At 37.1% G+C, this 17,558-nt stretch carries 15 protein-coding genes; 9 read left to right on the top strand and 6 right to left on the bottom strand.

Annotated features, from left to right (window positions below; all coding sequences use genetic code 11):
• Positions 1 to 65 precede the first annotated feature (65 nt).
• The 3 genes from CH354_RS01505 to CH354_RS01495 are packed head-to-tail and all read left to right on the top strand — an operon-like array spanning position 66 to position 2,936.
• Complete coding sequence (locus tag CH354_RS01505) at positions 66 to 1,253, top strand: sterol desaturase family protein (RefSeq protein WP_100726239.1); 1,188 nt, start codon at positions 66 to 68, stop codon at positions 1,251 to 1,253.
• A gap of 12 nt (positions 1,254 to 1,265) precedes the next feature.
• Positions 1,266 to 1,688: a VOC family protein gene (locus CH354_RS01500; RefSeq protein WP_100726240.1), complete on the top strand. Its 423-nt coding sequence runs from the start codon at positions 1,266 to 1,268 to the stop codon at positions 1,686 to 1,688.
• Positions 1,689 to 1,691: 3 nt separating this feature from the next.
• Positions 1,692 to 2,936 carry a BaiN/RdsA family NAD(P)/FAD-dependent oxidoreductase gene (locus CH354_RS01495; RefSeq protein ID WP_100728463.1) on the top strand — a complete coding sequence of 415 codons (1,245 nt, stop codon included), beginning with the start codon at positions 1,692 to 1,694 and terminating at the stop codon, positions 2,934 to 2,936.
• Here the strand turns inward: CH354_RS01495 and pyk are convergent.
• Positions 2,929 to 4,365: a pyruvate kinase gene (gene pyk, locus CH354_RS01490; protein WP_100718422.1), complete on the bottom strand. Its 1,437-nt coding sequence runs from the start codon at positions 4,363 to 4,365 to the stop codon at positions 2,929 to 2,931. The two genes, CH354_RS01495 and pyk, sit on opposite strands and share 8 nt — an antisense overlap.
• Positions 4,366 to 4,456: 91 nt before the next feature.
• Here pyk and CH354_RS01485 point away from each other — a divergent pair, with 91 nt between their 5' ends.
• From CH354_RS01485 to CH354_RS01475, 3 genes are read left to right on the top strand one after another with little or no spacing between them, the layout of a single operon-like run.
• Complete coding sequence (locus tag CH354_RS01485; protein ID WP_100729000.1) at positions 4,457 to 5,356, top strand: histone deacetylase family protein; 900 nt, start codon at positions 4,457 to 4,459, stop codon at positions 5,354 to 5,356.
• Entirely contained in the window at positions 5,356 to 6,171 is an 816-nt protein-coding gene (locus CH354_RS01480; RefSeq protein ID WP_100729001.1) for a hypothetical protein, read from the top strand. Before CH354_RS01485 ends, CH354_RS01480 begins: the two co-directional genes overlap by 1 nt.
• Before the next feature lie 28 nt (positions 6,172 to 6,199).
• Positions 6,200 to 7,312 (top strand): SpoIIE family protein phosphatase, encoded by a 1,113-nt coding sequence (locus tag CH354_RS01475; RefSeq protein ID WP_100718392.1) that lies wholly within the window; start codon positions 6,200 to 6,202, stop codon positions 7,310 to 7,312.
• On the opposite strand, the gene CH354_RS01470 is transcribed toward CH354_RS01475, so the two are convergent.
• The 4 genes from CH354_RS01470 to CH354_RS01455 form a co-directional block, all read right to left on the bottom strand.
• A complete protein-coding gene (locus CH354_RS01470) occupies positions 7,269 to 8,885 on the bottom strand; it encodes a dolichyl-phosphate-mannose--protein mannosyltransferase (protein WP_100729002.1) in 1,617 nt (538 codons plus the stop codon). The two genes, CH354_RS01475 and CH354_RS01470, sit on opposite strands and share 44 nt — an antisense overlap.
• Positions 8,882 to 10,618 (bottom strand): hypothetical protein, encoded by a 1,737-nt coding sequence (locus CH354_RS01465; protein WP_100729003.1) that lies wholly within the window; start codon positions 10,616 to 10,618, stop codon positions 8,882 to 8,884. Before CH354_RS01465 ends, CH354_RS01470 begins: the two co-directional genes overlap by 4 nt.
• 128 nt (positions 10,619 to 10,746) lie before the next feature.
• The gene (locus tag CH354_RS01460) at positions 10,747 to 11,202 is read right to left on the bottom strand and encodes a putative lipoprotein (RefSeq protein WP_238760568.1); all 456 of its coding nucleotides are present in this window, start codon (positions 11,200 to 11,202) and stop codon (positions 10,747 to 10,749) included.
• A gap of 78 nt (positions 11,203 to 11,280) precedes the next feature.
• A complete protein-coding gene (locus CH354_RS01455; RefSeq protein ID WP_100728822.1) occupies positions 11,281 to 13,167 on the bottom strand; it encodes a glycoside hydrolase family 36 protein in 1,887 nt (628 codons plus the stop codon).
• Positions 13,168 to 13,221: 54 nt separating this feature from the next.
• Between CH354_RS01455 and CH354_RS01450 the strand changes: the two genes are divergently transcribed.
• Together CH354_RS01450 and radA are read left to right on the top strand one after the other, a co-directional pair.
• Positions 13,222 to 13,860 (top strand): ribonuclease D, encoded by a 639-nt coding sequence (locus tag CH354_RS01450; RefSeq protein ID WP_100728821.1) that lies wholly within the window; start codon positions 13,222 to 13,224, stop codon positions 13,858 to 13,860.
• Complete coding sequence (gene radA / locus CH354_RS01445; protein WP_100728820.1) at positions 13,860 to 15,227, top strand: DNA repair protein RadA; 1,368 nt, start codon at positions 13,860 to 13,862, stop codon at positions 15,225 to 15,227. Before CH354_RS01450 ends, radA begins: the two co-directional genes overlap by 1 nt.
• 55 nt (positions 15,228 to 15,282) lie before the next feature.
• Here radA and CH354_RS01440 read toward each other — a convergent pair whose 3' ends face one another.
• Positions 15,283 to 16,182 (bottom strand): polysaccharide lyase, encoded by a 900-nt coding sequence (locus tag CH354_RS01440; protein WP_243395914.1) that lies wholly within the window; start codon positions 16,180 to 16,182, stop codon positions 15,283 to 15,285.
• 189 nt (positions 16,183 to 16,371) lie between these two features.
• Between CH354_RS01440 and CH354_RS01435 the strand changes: the two genes are divergently transcribed.
• Positions 16,372 to 17,484, top strand: coding sequence for a lipase family alpha/beta hydrolase (locus CH354_RS01435; protein WP_100718399.1), 1,113 nt, complete (start codon positions 16,372 to 16,374; stop codon positions 17,482 to 17,484).
• The last annotated feature ends 74 nt before the right edge of the window (positions 17,485 to 17,558 follow it).

The following is a 17,558-nucleotide window of genomic DNA, read 5'->3' as shown; positions in this document are numbered from 1 at the left end:
CCTAGGAAAGGTACTTGCTTTCCTTTCTTCTTTCTTATCGATAGATACATCGTTAAGGTAAGTTTATGAGACTGATTGAATCCATTGTTCCTTTTTATTTTTTACTCATGATCATCGAGATCGTTTACACTCGAATCAAAAAGAAAGAATTCTATTTTTTCGAAGACTCTCTCACCGATTTGAGTTTAGGTGTGTTGAGTCGAATCTTCGATGGTTTGGTATTACTCGGTCTTGTGTTCGTTTATGATAAACTATATCATTTATCCTTCGGTATAGAAACACTTTCCAAATTCTATTTAGCTCCATCTTCCTTTCTCCATTGGTTGGTTTTATTTGTACTTTTGGATTTTTTGTTTTATCTTGCTCACCGATATAGTCATGAAATTAAGATTTTGTGGGCATCTCACGTTGTTCACCATTCTAGCGAAGAGTTCAATTTGTCCGTAGCACTTAGGCAGTCCTTTATCAGAAATATCGGGATAGGAATGTTTTATTTGCCTCTTGCTCTATTGGGTTTTCCTGTTGAATCTTATTTGATCATCGATGCACTCAATCGCACTTACCAATTTTGGGTACATACTCGTGCGATCCATAAATTACCAAATTGGTTTGAGTCAATATTTGTCACACCATCTCATCACAGGGTACACCATGCGATGAATCCAGAATACATTGATAAAAATTACGGTGGTGTTTTTATCATCTGGGATAAAATTTTTGGAACCTATTGTGAAGAAACATTTGAACCAAGGTATGGACTCACAACACAACTACATAGTTATGATCCCATTAATGCCAATGTGCATGTATTAAAAGATTTATTCTCGGATTTGATTCATACTAAAAATAAATGGCAAGGGATAGTTTCCTTTTTTTCCTATCCATCTGTTCGCCCCGATGATTTACAAGCGGTGATGGACCGAGGTGTCAGAGATCCCAAACTGTGGTTGTCACACCATTATTTAGAATTACGTAACAAAGTACATAACCCAGTGTATCACAAAGCATCAGGAACTATATTGTATCGAGTGTTTTTGTTTATCCAATTTCTATTCCCTACGGCTCTCACATTGTATTTCTTGAAACGTATGCACTTGTATCAACTATTAGAAGTATCTTCTGTTTTTGTTTTGTTAGTTTTTTCATTTTATTCCCTTGGAAAATTATTGGAAGGGAAAAAAGAGTGGTTTTCTGTGGAAATTCCTAAGTATTTCTCTTGGCTATTTCTGCTCTTATATTTTTTTAAATCTTAGAAGCACAAAACTATGAAATATTTACATACGATGATTCGTGTCCAAAATCTGGAGAAAGCTCTCCATTTTTTTGTGGATATATTAGGCCTGAAAGTTTCACGCCAGAAGGACTACCCAGAAGGTAAATTCACGTTAGTATTTGTATCCACTGAAGAAAATGACAGTTCCGAAATCGAACTTACTTATAATTGGGACCAAGCTGAACCCTATTCGGTAGGAAGGAATTTTGGTCACCTGGCATATGAAGTTGATAACATTTATGAAACCTGCGAAAAAATCCAATCGATGGGAGTCATCATCAACAGACCGCCTAGGGATGGTCGTATGGCTTTTGTTAGGTCGCCTGATCTAATATCGATTGAGTTATTACAAAAAGGAAATCCCTTACCTCCAAAAGAACCATGGGTTTCCATGCCAAATACAGGAGAGTGGTGAGGTTTGGGTAAAAAACCCAAAATAGCGATTATTGGCGCAGGTGCTTCAGGTTGTTTTGTCGCCAACCAATTGTTTGATGCTTTCTCTGGGAATGTCTCCATTCAAATTTTTGAGAGGAGTAAAGAACCACTCGCCAAACTTCGTGTGTCTGGTGGTGGCAGATGTAATGTAACACACCAGTTGTTTGATCCCGAACAACTGTCACTGCGTTATCCGCGAGGCCAAAAAGAATTACGTTGGGCATTTGAAACCTTCCAACCTAAAGATACAATCGATTGGTTTGCCAAAAGAGGTGTAACACTGAAAGCAGAAGCAGATGGCAGAATGTTTCCTACTACAGACAAGTCAGAAACCATCATCGATTGTTTTTTAAATGAACTAAAAAAAAATAAAATCCCAATCCACTTTGAACAAGGATTAGTTGGAATTTATAAAACGGAAAAAGATACCGAATCATTTCGACTTTTATGGGAAGGTGGTAAAGAGGAATTTTTTGATGCCGTTGTCCTTGCAACAGGTTCAAACCGAAAAGTTTGGAGTATGATTGAAAAACTAGGACATTCTATTATAAACCCAGTACCTTCTTTGTTTACGTTAACTTTAGAAAATACCGATTTGATGGAATTAACTGGGCTAGTTGTTCCCCATGCAGAAATTAAAATTTTACCAAAAGGAAAACCTCAAAAAGGTCCAATCCTCATTACCCATTGGGGTCTCAGTGGTCCATGTGCACTTCGATTATCAGCTTGGGAAGCAAGGACTTTATTTGATGCCAATTACCATGTTGAATTGTCAGTGAATTGGGTTGGTGGTGAATCCACTCAGTTTGTTGAAGATTTGTATTTGAAAAAAAAAGAAACTTCGCCAAGTGAAAAAATCGCACAAGATCCTAACTGGAAATTACCTTCTCGATTTTTTGAATGGATACTAAAAGAATCCGGAATTCAGGCGAACAAACGTTATTCGGATTTGAGTAAATCCGAAATTAGAAATATATCCTTAAACTTAACACAAAAAAAATTACAAATGGTTGCAAAAGGTGTTTTTAAAGAAGAGTTTGTGACTGCTGGTGGAGTGAACCGCAAAGAAATCCAATTCCAAACTATGGAGAGTAAAGTTTGTCCAGGTTTGTTTTTTGTGGGTGAAGTGATCGATGTGGATGGAATCACTGGCGGTTTTAATTTTCAAAATGCTTGGACGACAAGTGTGATTGCCGCCCAAGGAATTCATAAAACATTTGTTATTTGATTTTGTGAATCTGGATAAAATCAACTGTTTGTGCCACGGAACCTGGAGCACCTGACAAAATCACAACAGTATCTCCCGATTTTAGTTTTCCTTCAGATTTTAAAGTTTTACTCATAAACGCGATCATATCAGGGAACTTATCCATCATTGGCATCACATAGGATTCAACACCCCAAAACAATTGCATCTTTCTTGCTGTACCTAAGAAGGGAGTGAAAGAATAAATTGGATTGAGTGGACGAAACTCTGAAGATAACAAAGAAGAATAACCGGACCTAGTGAAGTTGATAATGGCTTTCGCATGTATGGATCTAGAAATTGATTCTGCAGCACTTCCAAGAGCTGTTCGTTCTACTTCAAATTCAGAACGGTCCATACTTCTTAAATGTGACAAATAAATTTCAGATTCTTCTGCTGCTTGGATGATACTAGTCATCGTTTTAACCGTTTCAACGGGATATTTTCCAGAAGCAGTTTCGCCAGATAACATAACTGCGTCGGTTCCATCCATCACAGCATTCGCCACATCACTTGCTTCAGCCCTAGTTGGTCTTGGATTGTCGATCATTGTCTCTAACATTTGTGTGGCGGTTATAACTGGTTTTCCTCTTTGATTGAGTTTTGTGATCATTTCTTTTTGGATGATAGGGACATATTGAGTGTCAAGTTCTACACCTAAATCACCTCTTGCAATCATGATCCCGTCACAATGGTCGATGATTTCTTCGATGTTTTGAATGGCTTCAGGTCTTTCAATTTTTGCGATGAGTCCTGCGTAACTGTCTTTCATAAATTGGCGTGCCATTTCTAGATCACTTGCTCGTCTAACAAATGATAAGGCAATATAATCAACTCCCAGTGAAAGTGCAAATTGTAGGTCTTCGATGTCTTTTTCAGAAAGAGCAGGTGCAGAAATGGGTGTGCCTGGTAAATTGATTCCTTTATTGTCTTTTAAGACTCCTCCAATTACCGTTTCCAAAATGGCTCGTTCTTTTGTTTTGGATTTTACCACAAACGCAAGTTTTCCATCATCAATGAGGATTTTATGTCCAACATCGATATCATTCAGAATGTATTGGTAGGTGCATCCGATTTCCTCTTTGGTTCCTATAAAATCTGCTTTGTTGTTGATTGCGATTTGGTCACCTGATTTTAATTCGATAGGGCCCGTTCCCAATTTGCCCGTACGTATTTTGGGACCCTGTAAATCTGCTAAAATCCCAATTGATTTTCCCGATTCTTGTTCACATTCACGGATCAATTCGAATATCTCTTTGTGGTAATCATGAGTGGAATGGGAAAAATTCATCCGAGCAAGGTCCATACCTGCGTAAATTAAGTTGAGAATGGTTTCCCGATTTGCAGAAGCAGGTCCAATGGTACATATAATTTTTGTGCGTTTTTGAGGGATTTTATCGTCTACAGGCATAGACCCAAAGCTTGGCTTTTTTGATTTTTCCTGCAAGTAAATTGTATGGATTGAATTGACTTGTGTCATTTTTCGCAGAAATATCAATTTAATGGCATCAAATGCACTTGCTCTCATTTACCATTCTTCGTACAACCTCGAATTACCTGGTCATGTTTTCCCTGCACATAAGTACTCACATCTTTATAACCGTGTCAAAAGAGATCCTGTTTTTGCATCATGGGATATCCTCTTGCCAAAAAAAGCAGATGATGCTGATTTAGAGTTGGTTCACACCAAAGAATACCTCGATGATCTTTTTAGTTACGAACATACAACACGTACGATGTATTCTGAATTACCGTTGAATCGAAGTATTGTGGAAAGTTTTATGTATGGAGTGGGAGGAACAATATATGCTAGTGTTCTTTCCGACAAACATCAGTTTGCTTTCAATATGGGTGGAGGTTACCATCATAGTTTTCCTGACAGAGCTGAGGGATTTTGTTATTTGAATGATGTTGCGATTGCCATTCGGAAACAAAAAGAATCCAAACCAAATCTAAATGCATTGATCATTGACTTAGATTTACACCAAGGCAATGGTAATTCGTATATTTTTCAATATGATGACAAAGTTTTCACATTTTCGATGCACCAAGGCAATCTTTACCCTAAGAAAGAAATATCTAACTTAGATGTGAATTTAGAAGCAAATATAAAAGACGATGAATATCTTTCCATTCTCAATACTTCATTAAATCAAATTCGAAAGGATTTTGATGCTAATATCATTTATTATGTTGCAGGAGCTGATCCTTATGAGGATGATTCTCTTGGAGAACTAAAAGTTTCCATGAAAGGTTTAAAAGAAAGAGACTTGATGGTTAAAAAATTTGCCGAATCACTTAACATCCCTTGTGTTGTGACTTTAGCTGGTGGTTATGCAAGAGACTTTCGAGACACCGTTGAAATTCATTTTAATACAATCGCAGCATTTGGTGAAAAATAATGGGAGTTTTTTCTTCTACAGACAAAAAGAAAAATCAATCTGATTGGTTAAATTTAGATGATTTATCTTTAGTAGATGTATCTAAAGAACTGAATACTTCCTTAAACATGGAACCCAAACTTTTTAATCGTTTCACTCACTATGAAGTGGAACAGTTGTTAGTAAGTTCGGGGATGATTTCTGCTGTAGAAAAACGTGGATTTCACAATCCCATCATTGAACTCGAAATACTCAATGATTTTGACAATCGTATTTATATCAAAACTGAATCAAAAAAGATTTTAGTTCACACACGTCTCAAAGTGTCTCAGTTCCAGTTAAAAGGTGATGATGAACAGTTTCCAATGATCTATATCGATTGGTTACTCACACAAAACTTAAATTTTGAACCTGGTGACATTAAAAAAGAATTATACTTTGGGCAGGAATATCCTGGGCTAAATGTTCTAAATGAGTTTACAGATTTTATTCGTGTCCTTTCAAAACGACTTGGAACATCGGGTGCTTTTAATGTTCCTGAATATTTTCATGACGCTGTTTTGTTTTCTCGAAAATTTCGTTTCATTGATCCCGAAAAAGAGGGTACATTTCGTGCGCTAGTTAAAAATTTTCGAGGGACAAATCTTCGCAGTTTATCGTCTCAGATCCATCAAAACAGAGTTCAGTATGAAAATGGTGAACCTTATGAATGGAAATATGGGGAAATGATTTCCTGTACGGACCCGTATCTTGAAAAAAAAGTTTTTCATGAATCCTATTTCCGTCGTGTGGATGAGGTAAAAGGAAAACTAAAATTCCGATTGGTCTCAAAATAGGGGGATCATATTCCGATAATCATGGTAGATGTCCGAGTATTCTTTCAAACCTGAAATTCTCATCATAGATGATGATACCGAAATCTGTGAAACATTAGAATTAATCGTAAATGGTTTGGGTTACTTTGTTCGGTACTTCACAAATCCTTTACAAGGATTGGAATACTTTGAAAGGGAAAAAAATCCAATAGTCTTCTTAGATGTCAACATGCCACAAACTTCTGGATTGGAAGTATTACCTAAAATCAAAGCAATCGATTCCAAAACCCAAGTCTTAATGATGACAGGGGAACATGACATCCAAACTGTTGTTTCCTCTTTGTATCATCGAGCATCCGATTTTATTTTAAAACCATTTCATACAAAATCAATTGAAGCAGCAATTTCAAGGGCATTCGAGTATTATAATTTTTTAAAAGATAAAGAATCAATGGATGAATCGATCAAACGAGATCTTAGGCTTGCTGCTAAAATTCAGTCCAAAACAATGAATTTACCCGTATTAAAACGTAAAATTTATTCTGAAATCAAACCAGTTAGTTTTGTATCAGGAGATTTTTTTCAAGTCATTCCACTAGATGAAAACAGAACTTTAATTCTTATGGGAGATATTGAAGGACATGGTGTGACATCTGGACTCATAGCAATCCTTATGACTACCATTCATAAAGAACTTGCTCGTACAACTACAATTGCTCCCTCACAATTATTGTCTCGATTGAATCGTGAATTGTGTAATGAAATTGGAACTCATAGTATGACAGCAATTAGTATTGTAGTCAATCATATTGAAAAAAGTATTACCTATGCAAGGGGTGGACATCCTTTCCCTATTGTTTTTCAAAAAGAAAGCCGGGCTCCTATGATCTTACAAGACCAATCTGGGCAGATCCTTGGGATTTTAAAAGAGATGGAATTTGCTGAAAATAAAATCCAGGCTGAAGTTGGAGATATTTTATTTTTGTATTCGGATGGACTCCTTGCATCAAGCACTCACCCTCTGGTACAAACACTTGTTCAATTGCCAGGTGGTGAAAATCGAATTGATGCAATGAAATCAGAAATTTCTAATTATATCCAATATTTGGAAACATCTTCTAAAGCTTCGGATGACATATCTTATTTGCTTCTAGAGATTTGAGATACAACACATTCGTTTTGGTTGCGTCTGTCAGGAAAATATTTAATTTTTCTTTTGATTGGAATGTCCTATTTAAAAATCCTTCTCTCCAATTTTTTCGATGATCTTTCATCGATTGTATGAGGGATTTTTTTTCTTTAAAATCACATAATTGATCTGTAATGTATTCTCCCTTAAAAAATAAAAAATCACCTTTTGCAAAAAACTTTTTATCTTCCTTAGGTAGGCTTTGGATGAATGATTGATTTTCAATTGAATACTTTGTGATCGCTTTCTTTGTAATTTGCCAAACTAATTCATCTTTTGGATTTGTTTTTGATAATTCCATAGCAGATACCATAACTAAAGTTACACAAAGTAAAAGTAGGGGAATCCACTCCACTGGTAATTCTGTTTCTGAGTTCCAATATAAAAATGCCAAAACGGTAATGGGCAACCAATAAAATCCCATTAAATCCCAATCCGCAGGGAATCCTAGTTGTGGGTTGTGTAAAAATCCATGGAGGATAAAAGCAAAAGTCGTAACGAGTATTAGTTTGTGATTTGGTTTTTGGATGAAATGATTCCATTTTTCTTTTTGAAAATACCATTGGTAGAGGAGAAAAAACGAAGAAAAAGAAACATTCCAATAGAATACAGAGAAAATCTCTTTGATATGGCTAGTTGAAACCCAACGTTTGATGGGATAAAAAGGAGGATGGATGAGATGGGTACTATTTCGATCAACCGTTGGATCATGAAATACACTAAAGTAAACAAACCAAGGGAATAAAATGATACCTCCAAGGAAGGTACAAATCACTAAGTGTTTGAGTTTTTTCTCTTTTGGAGAGTGGAAAATCCATAAATAAACAAGGTATATCACCAAGTACCCCGACACCAAATGAAATAACATCGATATGGCGACGATTGCCGTGCTTCCATACAATAGTATGTCACTGTCCTTGGTATTTTGTGAAAATCGATTTAGGAATAGATAAAGAAGTAAGTGTACGGCTGTGACTAATGTATAGTTTTCAGCATACCCGAAGGTAAGTAAAATCCCACCTGAAGAAAGTAAAACTAATATAGAAAGGTCTTTTTGTTTCTTTTTTCCTAACCATAAAAATCCAGAGAGAATCAAAATCCCTGCAATATAGGAAAGGATTGAGTAAGAAAGGATCGGGTCTTCATCAAATTGAAAATACGAAAGAATACTTGTAAATTTGCTATGTAGGATACTTTCTAAAATTTCATCCAAAGTAAATTGGAATCCAAAAAGTTTAGTCTCTAAAAGATTGGTTTCAAGAAGTAATAATCCATCCCCCCAATTTCGATTGCGAATTGGAAACCATAACATAAATGAAAAATAAAAACCAGCAATACACCAGTTTGGTGGAAGGTATTTTAGAAAACGAACTTCCTTAAAAATATTTTTTTTGATGAAAATCAGAACAATCGTTTGTAAGAAAATAAAAAATGAAAGAATGTAAAGATAAGTGATTTGATCACTTGGTAAAAACCAAGGTTTGGTGGGAAGATACAAAACGATGAAAAGGAATAGATACGGTAGGTAGAGGAATAAATAGTTCATTGTGACTCGTTGTGGTAATATTCTTCCGGAATTTCTTCTGCTGCTATCAATGGAAAATGACCCTTCCGTATATTAAAGAAAAAAAGTTCAGGTAAACTATAAAAGATTGTTTCCGTTCCTTTGGAAAAATTTCGACCTTTATCAATTGGTGACTTGATCAAACCGATCCCCGTATAACCCAAACCATATACCGCATTGGCAAAACCGAAAATAGGCCGATTCCAAATGGATTCTTCAGTAAAAAATAAAAACGAATGGTCCATCGGATTGGGTCGGTATATTTTTGAAGTAGGAACAAATCGTTCTACTATGTATTTCTCTTCCCAAACTTTTAGATTGTTTCGTTTAAGATTGCGATAAGATGGATATAGTCTTATTTCCTTTGTAAACTTGTCTGAACTCAATTTCATTGCTGCTACGGATGGAATAAAATTGAGACCAAAAATTGAATTGGATAAAGGATCCCAAAATTGTTCTCCTCCAATTTTTCCATCGGGAAACATAAGATTCAAATAATATAATAGTTCATTCGTGCAGTTCTGGAATATTAAATTGTATGAATACAGGTTTTGGATCTTTTTTGTATAAATTTCTGCTTGGTTTTGTGATTCTGTAATCGTGAACTCTGGTTTTGTGTTTTGGCTTATATTTGTATCAAGTGGGTATGGATTCTTTCCTACTAAATTAAATTCGATACCTTCAGTGTATGTTAGACCATCCATAAAACTTTGGTAATGTGATAAAAAAGTTTCCCAATTATAAAATTGTATAGGATGGTAACCACTGAGAAAATCCTTTCGTTTTTCCAGAAATAGAACAGCGTATTCATTCTTTTTGGTGTTAAGAACGGCACTCGGCAGTTCGGTGAATTCTAAATAAGAAAATCCTGTAAAATTCTTTTTAGGGAAAACAATTTGTTTACTTCCAATCGATTTCTCGAGATACAAAACACGAAGTAATAAAGTTAACTCTTCCCAATCTTGGCATTCGTTGGAAAGGATGCAGGTTTTTAACTCTTTGATGAGTTTGGATTGGTAATCTTTATAAATATGAATTTCTTCATTTGTGAGATTAAATTCTTTTCCTTCGAGTGTGACAAAGGCTTGTTCATATAATAGAACTGGAGTTTGTAAAAACTTTCGTACAAAGAATTTTCGTTCCCATTGGATCAATTGATTTGTTTTCGTTTGGATACTTGATACGAGTCGTAGGGGAGAAGATGTATCTGGTAAGATGATTGGCTCATTTGTTTGATTAAAGATTTTACCGCTTATATTTAATTTCAGTTGCTCCAGTTGGGATTTGGTATTTTTGAGTTCTTCTCTTTGGAAGTGGAAAAGTTTTGGGATTGGAGAGTTTGGGTCTAAGATAGTGGTAAAGTATCCAAATCCAATCCTCGTATTCTGGAAGATGTTTTCTTTTTTTTGTGGTTCGTTTGATTCCGAGTCCTCTTCTAAAACTTTTTGGTTTTGGATATGTGTTTCTTGGACCAAATAAAGTTCATTCCATTTTTGGCGTAAGGTTTGTTTGGCGGATGGTGATAAGTTCCATTTGTAAAATTCAATATTTCGATTTTCGATGACTCCGTATTGGAACCGAAAGTCATTCCAACTTTCTCTCACAATATGAAAGATTTGGTCATCAAAGGAATACTGTAAATGGTAAACGCGGTCTCCTAAAAGGAGAGCAGAATGGCCCCCACTGGATTGCCCAGAATTGGAATCAATGTACAAAAAGCCATACTCATTGGGTTGATTTGGTGTTGGTTTTGAAGCAACAGAGAATGAGAGAAAGAAAAAAATGCAAGGAATGAAAAGGGATTTTGAAAGGGCGGAATACTTCCGCCCAAAAAAGAAGTGAATTATAAGTTGTATCCTTTTGAAACAAGTTTAGCAACGGTTACATTTTGTTTTGAAATGTCTTCTGTTACCAATTTCATTTCGGAAGGAGTTAGGTTAGCTTGTTTTAAACCTTGTCCAATCGCAATGTAAGTAGATGGATTGGATTTCCATGCAACTACACCATGTTTTTTAGCAATCAAAGAGAGTTGGTTTTCTAATTCTTGTTTTTGGTTTTCGTAGCGAATTTGTAAGGCAACACTTGCAATGATATCTTCTTTGTATTCGTTCATTGCTTTTTCTTTTTCACTTTCAGAAATAGAAGAAATACTTTTTGAAATCGATTTTACAAGTGCAGAAGTAGAATCAGAAACTGAAACTCCTAAACGGCTAACACTTCCTGAAGCGGAATCTAAAATTGAACAATTGTTAACTGAAACGAACAAAGCCATTGCAGATAACAACGTGAAAATTTTCATGGAACGCATAAAAAACCTCTTACGTCGAATTGCAAAGATTATAAGTTTTTTTCAAAACACGTCAATGAATTTTCTTTCCTAAACAGAAACCACAACAGAACCAAAAGCTGGTAAAGTTGTTTCAAAACCACCATCGACAGGTTGTAAATCCACACGTGTGCCAGTCCAAAAGTCAAGGAACGGAGCTTTCGTTTTGACTCCTGGTGGAAGGGTAATCCTGACCGTTTTTTCTTCTTCTGTTGGATTCCAAATGCCTAAATAGCCACCAGGGTTATAAAGTGCGAGAGGGAATTCATTTTCAAAGATACCAATGGGGATGGGAGTGTATGCTTGGCATTCTCTGTTCAATTGGAAGGCTTTTTTTAAGAGATCCAATCTGTCAGTTTCCAATTTTGTTAAATCATCCGAGACTAGTAACATACCACCTGACACTGCCATGACGGAAGCCATTAGTTTTGTCTGAGCTTCGTTCATCTTGTTCTTTTTCTTTCGAACAAGTAAACAATCTGGATCATTGAGCCACAAATGTCTATGCATGGATGACCTTGTGATATCATTGATGAGAGCTTTTTTTGTACAAAGGGCATTTCGATCTTTTAAAAAGATTCTGATCCTCTCTGGATTCCAAAATGGTGCCACATCGCACGAAATTCGCATACCATCAAAAAAACCGATGGATGGTAACATGGGTGCTCCACATCCCAATAGGAATGTATTTTTCCCAACAATTTTACGAATGAGTTCTAATGCATTTTGGTAACGTGCTTGAGGAGAAAGTGTTTTGTTGTACACATCACCTGGAAGAAGTCCCGCATACAAAAAATCAAGTTTCAAATAAGGGTAACCCCATTCTTTCACAATTGTAGTGAATACTTTTTCTATGTAGGCAAGGGCAGTCGGATGAGTGATGTCGAGTGCGTATGTGTAACCACGTCCCCAAAGTGGATTGTATAAGGCTGGGACAGGTTTTCCATTTTGGTCTTTGAGAATGGCCTCAGGGTACTTACGAAAAAATTCTGATTTTTTTCTGACAAGGAAAGGAGCAAGCCAGATTCCGGGTTTGAGACCAACTCGTTTGATTTCGTCAGCAAGGATTCTCATCCCACCTGGAAATTTTTCATTGGGAACAAGCCAATCTCCAATTTCTTTTTGGTAACCATCATCGATTTGGAAAAACTCAAATGGTAAATTGAGCTCCCTAACTTTTGTTAAGTTGTCCAAAATGGTTTTTTGGTCAATATTCGTATAATAATAATACCAAGAACACCATCCAGTAGGTACTTTTTTGGGTAAATTGGTCGGACCTTCTTTTTTACCAAGTTCCTCAAAGTATTTTAATAACTTAGTTTCAGGTGATCCTTTAAAAAACAAAATTTTGATTTTTGAGATATTCAGTTTTGCATTTGGACGTAAATCAGGGAGGCAATGGATATCATAAATTACTCTAACGGAAGTTACATTCCCCTCGTTACCAAAGACGACTTCGAATTTGGTTCCAAATTCGCCTGCCTCTAATGGAGCATACAAAACACCGTTTTGGTTCTCTTGGTTATAAAGAAGAGTGAGGTATTCTGATATAAACTTTCCTACTTTGGATTCATTTTTGGAATAAACGTTTTCTTGGGAATAATGTAGGAATGATAATAATGGTGGTCGGTCTGTTTCTGAACTTTCCACTTTTCTGGAAATGGACCAGGACTGGTAACCATGTTGGAACATTTTGAATCCATTCCCTTCTGGTAGGTCTGTGAGTTCTAACTCGAGATGGTCGACTGAAAATCCAACCTCAGGCCTTGTACTTTCCCGCCATATCAATTTGGGACTTAGGACAGTTCCCAGCTTTGAGTCTTTTGTCGTAGCGAGTAAAAGTTCGAATTTTTTACATTCGGATTGGAAAACACCTGCTTTCACAGGGAGGAAATTGGATATGGTGACGGAATTATGAACTCTATATTGAATTTTCATCTTGGAAAAATCTATTTGATGATTTTGTTAGGGTGGTTTCCATAGTAAGCCATTATGACCCAAAAACGTTCAACTATAAAACCAGTCGTTTTACAAGGAGATCTGAACGAAGATTTTTTTGAAGCCTTTAAAAAGGATGACCGGTTAGCAGTCGATTGTGAGATGATGGGGCTCAATCCCAGAAGGGACAGGCTTTGTGTTGTTCAAATTTCCGATTCTAAAAATAAAGTCGCTTTAGTTCAAATCCTCCCTGGCCAAAAAGAAGCCCCTCATATCCAAAAATTATTCGAATCAAAAGAAATTACCAAAATTTTCCATTTTGCTCGTATGGACATGACGTTCCTTCGCGCAAGACTTGGTATCAAAGTGCAAAATGTATTTTGTACCAAAATCGCAAGTAAATTGGCACGAACATATACCGATAAACACGGGTTAAAGGAATTGATACGAGAGTTTTTTGAGGAAAACATCGACAAAAAAAACCAAAGTTCCGATTGGGGGAAAAAAATTCTCACCAAAGACCAAGTTGACTATGCTTCCACTGATGTACGGTTTTTGATTTCGTTAGAATCCATTTTGACTGAGATGATGATCCGTGAAAACCGGTTTGCCATTGCTGAAAAATGTTTTGGTTTTTTAGAAACACAAGTGGAACTTGATTTACTCGAAGTGTACAATCTCTTCGAACACTGATGGCAAAAAAACAACTCCCACAATACCAATGTAAAGCTTGCGGAGATACATTTAGCAGGTGGGCAGGCAAATGTCCATCTTGTGGTGAATGGAACCAAATTGAAGAAATGACGAACACTTCCCAAGGAAGGTTTGATTCTCCCAATATCTCAAAACCAAGGGACAGAAAGTACACAGAACCAAAGTCTATTGGTTCGATTGTAAGTGATGCCCACACAAGGACTCTCACTGGATTTAGCGAACTTGATTTGGTACTGGGTGGTGGGATTGTTCCAGGAAGTTTGGTGTTAGTTGGAGGTGAGCCGGGTGTGGGTAAGTCTACTTTGGTATTGGAAACTGCAAAAAACATCGCAAACCAAGGTACTGTTTTGTATATCTCGGGAGAAGAATCAGCATCTCAAATTGGTCTTCGTGCCAAACGGATGGGAGTGAACTCTAAAAATATCCTTTTGTCATCCGAAGTGTATGCAGAAAACATCTCGCAGATGATAACGGATTTACAACCCAAAGTTGTTTTTATTGATTCTATCCAAACGATATTAAAAGAAAGTCTTGTGAACCAAGCAGGAACCATCACCCAACTCCGTGAGTCTTCCCAAGTTTTTTTAGAAACCGCCAAACGTACGTCAGTTCCCATTTTCCTCATTGGTCATATCACAAAAGAAGGACAAATTGCAGGCCCAAAAGTGTTAGAACATTTGGTGGATACAGTATTGTACTTTGAAGGGGATCGTTTTAATTATTACCGCATTTTACGAGCAGTCAAAAATCGATTTGGAGCCGTAGGGGACACTGCGATATTTGAAATGGTGCTTGGTGGACTCAAACAAGTCCTCGACCGCCACCGTTTATTCATATCACCTGAAACAGAAGAAAGGTCTGGGAGTGTTTTATCTTCTGTGATGGAAGGATCTCGCGCCATTAGTGTCGAAGTACAAGCCCTTGTCACCAAATCAGCGTTTGGCCAAGCTCGGCGTATGGCAGAAGGACTTGATAACCGCCGGGTGATTTTACTTTCTGCAGTCATTGAAAAGTATTTGGGTCTTCCTTTGTCAGAGTCAGATATCTTTAGTAATTTGGCAGGTGGACTGAGTGTCGACGAACCAAGTTTAGACCTTGCCATCACGGCTTCGATTGTTTCTTCGTTTCGAGACAAACCCATCTCACGTGAAACAGGTTACTTGGGCGAAGTTGGTCTTTCTGGTGAAGTGAGAAGTGTTGGCCAAATCAGTTTGCGTATCAAAGAACTAGCAGGCATCGGAATTAGTCATATTTATATCCCACATGGCAATTGGAAAGAGGTAGAAGGTATGTTCCCCTCCCTTCAACTTTCTCCCATCAAACACTTACAAGAATTAGGTTTATAAACCAAAACCATCTTAAAAAAAATCCAATGGCTAATTAGCCTACAGAAACTTTTTTTTAAGGGCAGACACTCACTTCTTGGATCCGCAAATCATCATTATAAATAGAGCCAGAACTGAGTGTAGGTGAGGCATACAAACCAAAATGTGCTTGTTCCAATACTCCACATCCACCTGCAACATTTGCTGTCGAAACTAAAGTTGAATCCACCCATAGCTTTGCCATCCCACCTTGCGGAGAAAAATCCAAACATGTTGTTAGTTTTTTCCATTGCCTTCTCGGAAAACTTAAGTTTGTGACTTGGTATGTATGGACATTTTGGTTATGGACTGGGACATGCATGAGGTATACATAATCACTCGCATCAATATTGACAAGAACCACCCTCCGCCATAAATCTGTGGGATCTGCTGAATACGTGGCAAAACTAAACCAATCTTGGTTACTCGTTAAATCCATATCTAAATACACATACAATTCAATTAAAACTGGTGTTTTAAATCCACCTGACGCCAGTTTGTTTAGCTGAATCGTGGGGTACCCTCTATGGTTACAATTTTGTGGATAAAAACAAGTGGGACCAAGCCCTGAAATGTTTGCTTTGTGTGAATAGGTTCCAGTTCGTTTTTGTTCCGTACTTTGTCCATGTGTATCCACTGATTGGTAAGGGGAAGGAACACTATAAAAGTTTGAGAACTCACTCGTGGATTCAAAACTGGTCTGGAAAATCCTTGCATTTTGCGTTTTGTTCAATTGTTCGCTTGTACAGATGATTGATGTGGAAGCTTGGTAGGCAAGAGCTGTCCCAGCTAACAGATTTAAGGTCTCATTATCCTTTTCTTTTTGGCATTGGAAAAAACTGAGACTAAAAATGATGGTGAGTCCCAGACATTGTTGGAAACGATCAGCGTTCCGTAAAGTTTTCACATTTGCTCCCTTTGGTCTTTGACGATCCATATACATCCTTCCTAACAAACTTGGGGATTCCCTTCAGGCATTTCCCGTGAATGTGTCTCAAATCTGTCAAAAATGATAGTTTAAGTACTAAGTATGTCATGAAATAACAAAATGACCCAAATTTAACACAATTAACTTGACTTTTTTCCTACAACTGGAATACATCTGTAGATTGTTCAGAGGTGATTTATGAACTCTAAAAAGAAAAATCTTGTTTGCCTCCTCGCCCTCTTGTTGTTCACAACAGGGGTACATGCAGGCGCAAGAAAAACGGTATATCCAGTTGTGTTCGCACATGGACTATCTGGATTCGACAACTTACTCGGATACTACTACTTTGGTAACGACTATGGTACCTTCGTAGGTGATCCATGTGACGAGTTTTTGGAAACAGCGTGTAACGGTAGCATAAGCTCCAGTCAAAAAGCGTTAGCAGCAAGTGTAACTCCCTTCCAATCTTCGGAAGTCAGAGGAACACAACTAGCAGATCGCATACAAAACTATATGACCTCCACGGGAGCAACCAAAGTGAATATCATTGGTCACTCACAAGGTGGAATTGATGCAAGAAAAGCAGCTGCTGTATTAAGAGCACGTTATGGTAGACAAGTTGTCCATGCTCTTATCTCCGTTTCAAGTCCACATAGAGGATCTCCTACTGCGAAGTACATCCTTGATTTAGGTCCAGGTGTGACATCAGTTGTCAACGCACTAGCAAAACTTTTCGGAAACGCAATCTATGGATCTGGAAATGATGGGATTGCTGCAGCAAAACAATTGGTTTATAATGACTATTCGTCTACAGATGGAATCACCACTGGAATGAAAGCATTTAACACGAATTACAACGTAAACTCAAGTAATGCAGCTTATTGGGGATCTATCATCACTGCACAAGATAGTCTCAACACAAACCCAGCATTGTACCTTCTGAAAGAAGGATTTTACAACATTGATGGTGATGGATATTGTGTAGATGATTGTGATAATGATGGTGCTGCTGGAAAAGGTGATGGCACTCGTGGTAACAATGATGATGATGGACTTGTTGGGATCAACTCACAACAAATGGGTGATCGTTTGCAATACAACGAATGTGCACTTTGTTTCGACTCGATCACAGTGAATACAAGCCTTGGTTATGTAAGTAACTTAAATGCTCCAACTTCTGCTCAAATGACATCTAAGTCTTCTGTGGTAAGCCAAGACCATTTAGATGTGGTTGGTGTTCCACCAGATACATTTGATGAAGAAGAATTTTATGCTTCTATTTTAGAATTCATCGTCTCTAAAGGCGGTTAACAACCTCTTTGGCAGTAAGAACAAACTTACTGCCAATTTCCTTTTTGTCCCAACAAATCAAATTTCAAATTCCA

It is taken from the genome of Leptospira levettii, from assembly GCF_002812085.1.
Lineage (GTDB): Bacteria > Spirochaetota > Leptospiria > Leptospirales > Leptospiraceae > Leptospira_A > Leptospira_A levettii.
The sequence above is the reverse complement of the archived record's forward strand: the minus strand, read 5'-3'. Positions and strand labels throughout refer to the sequence as shown.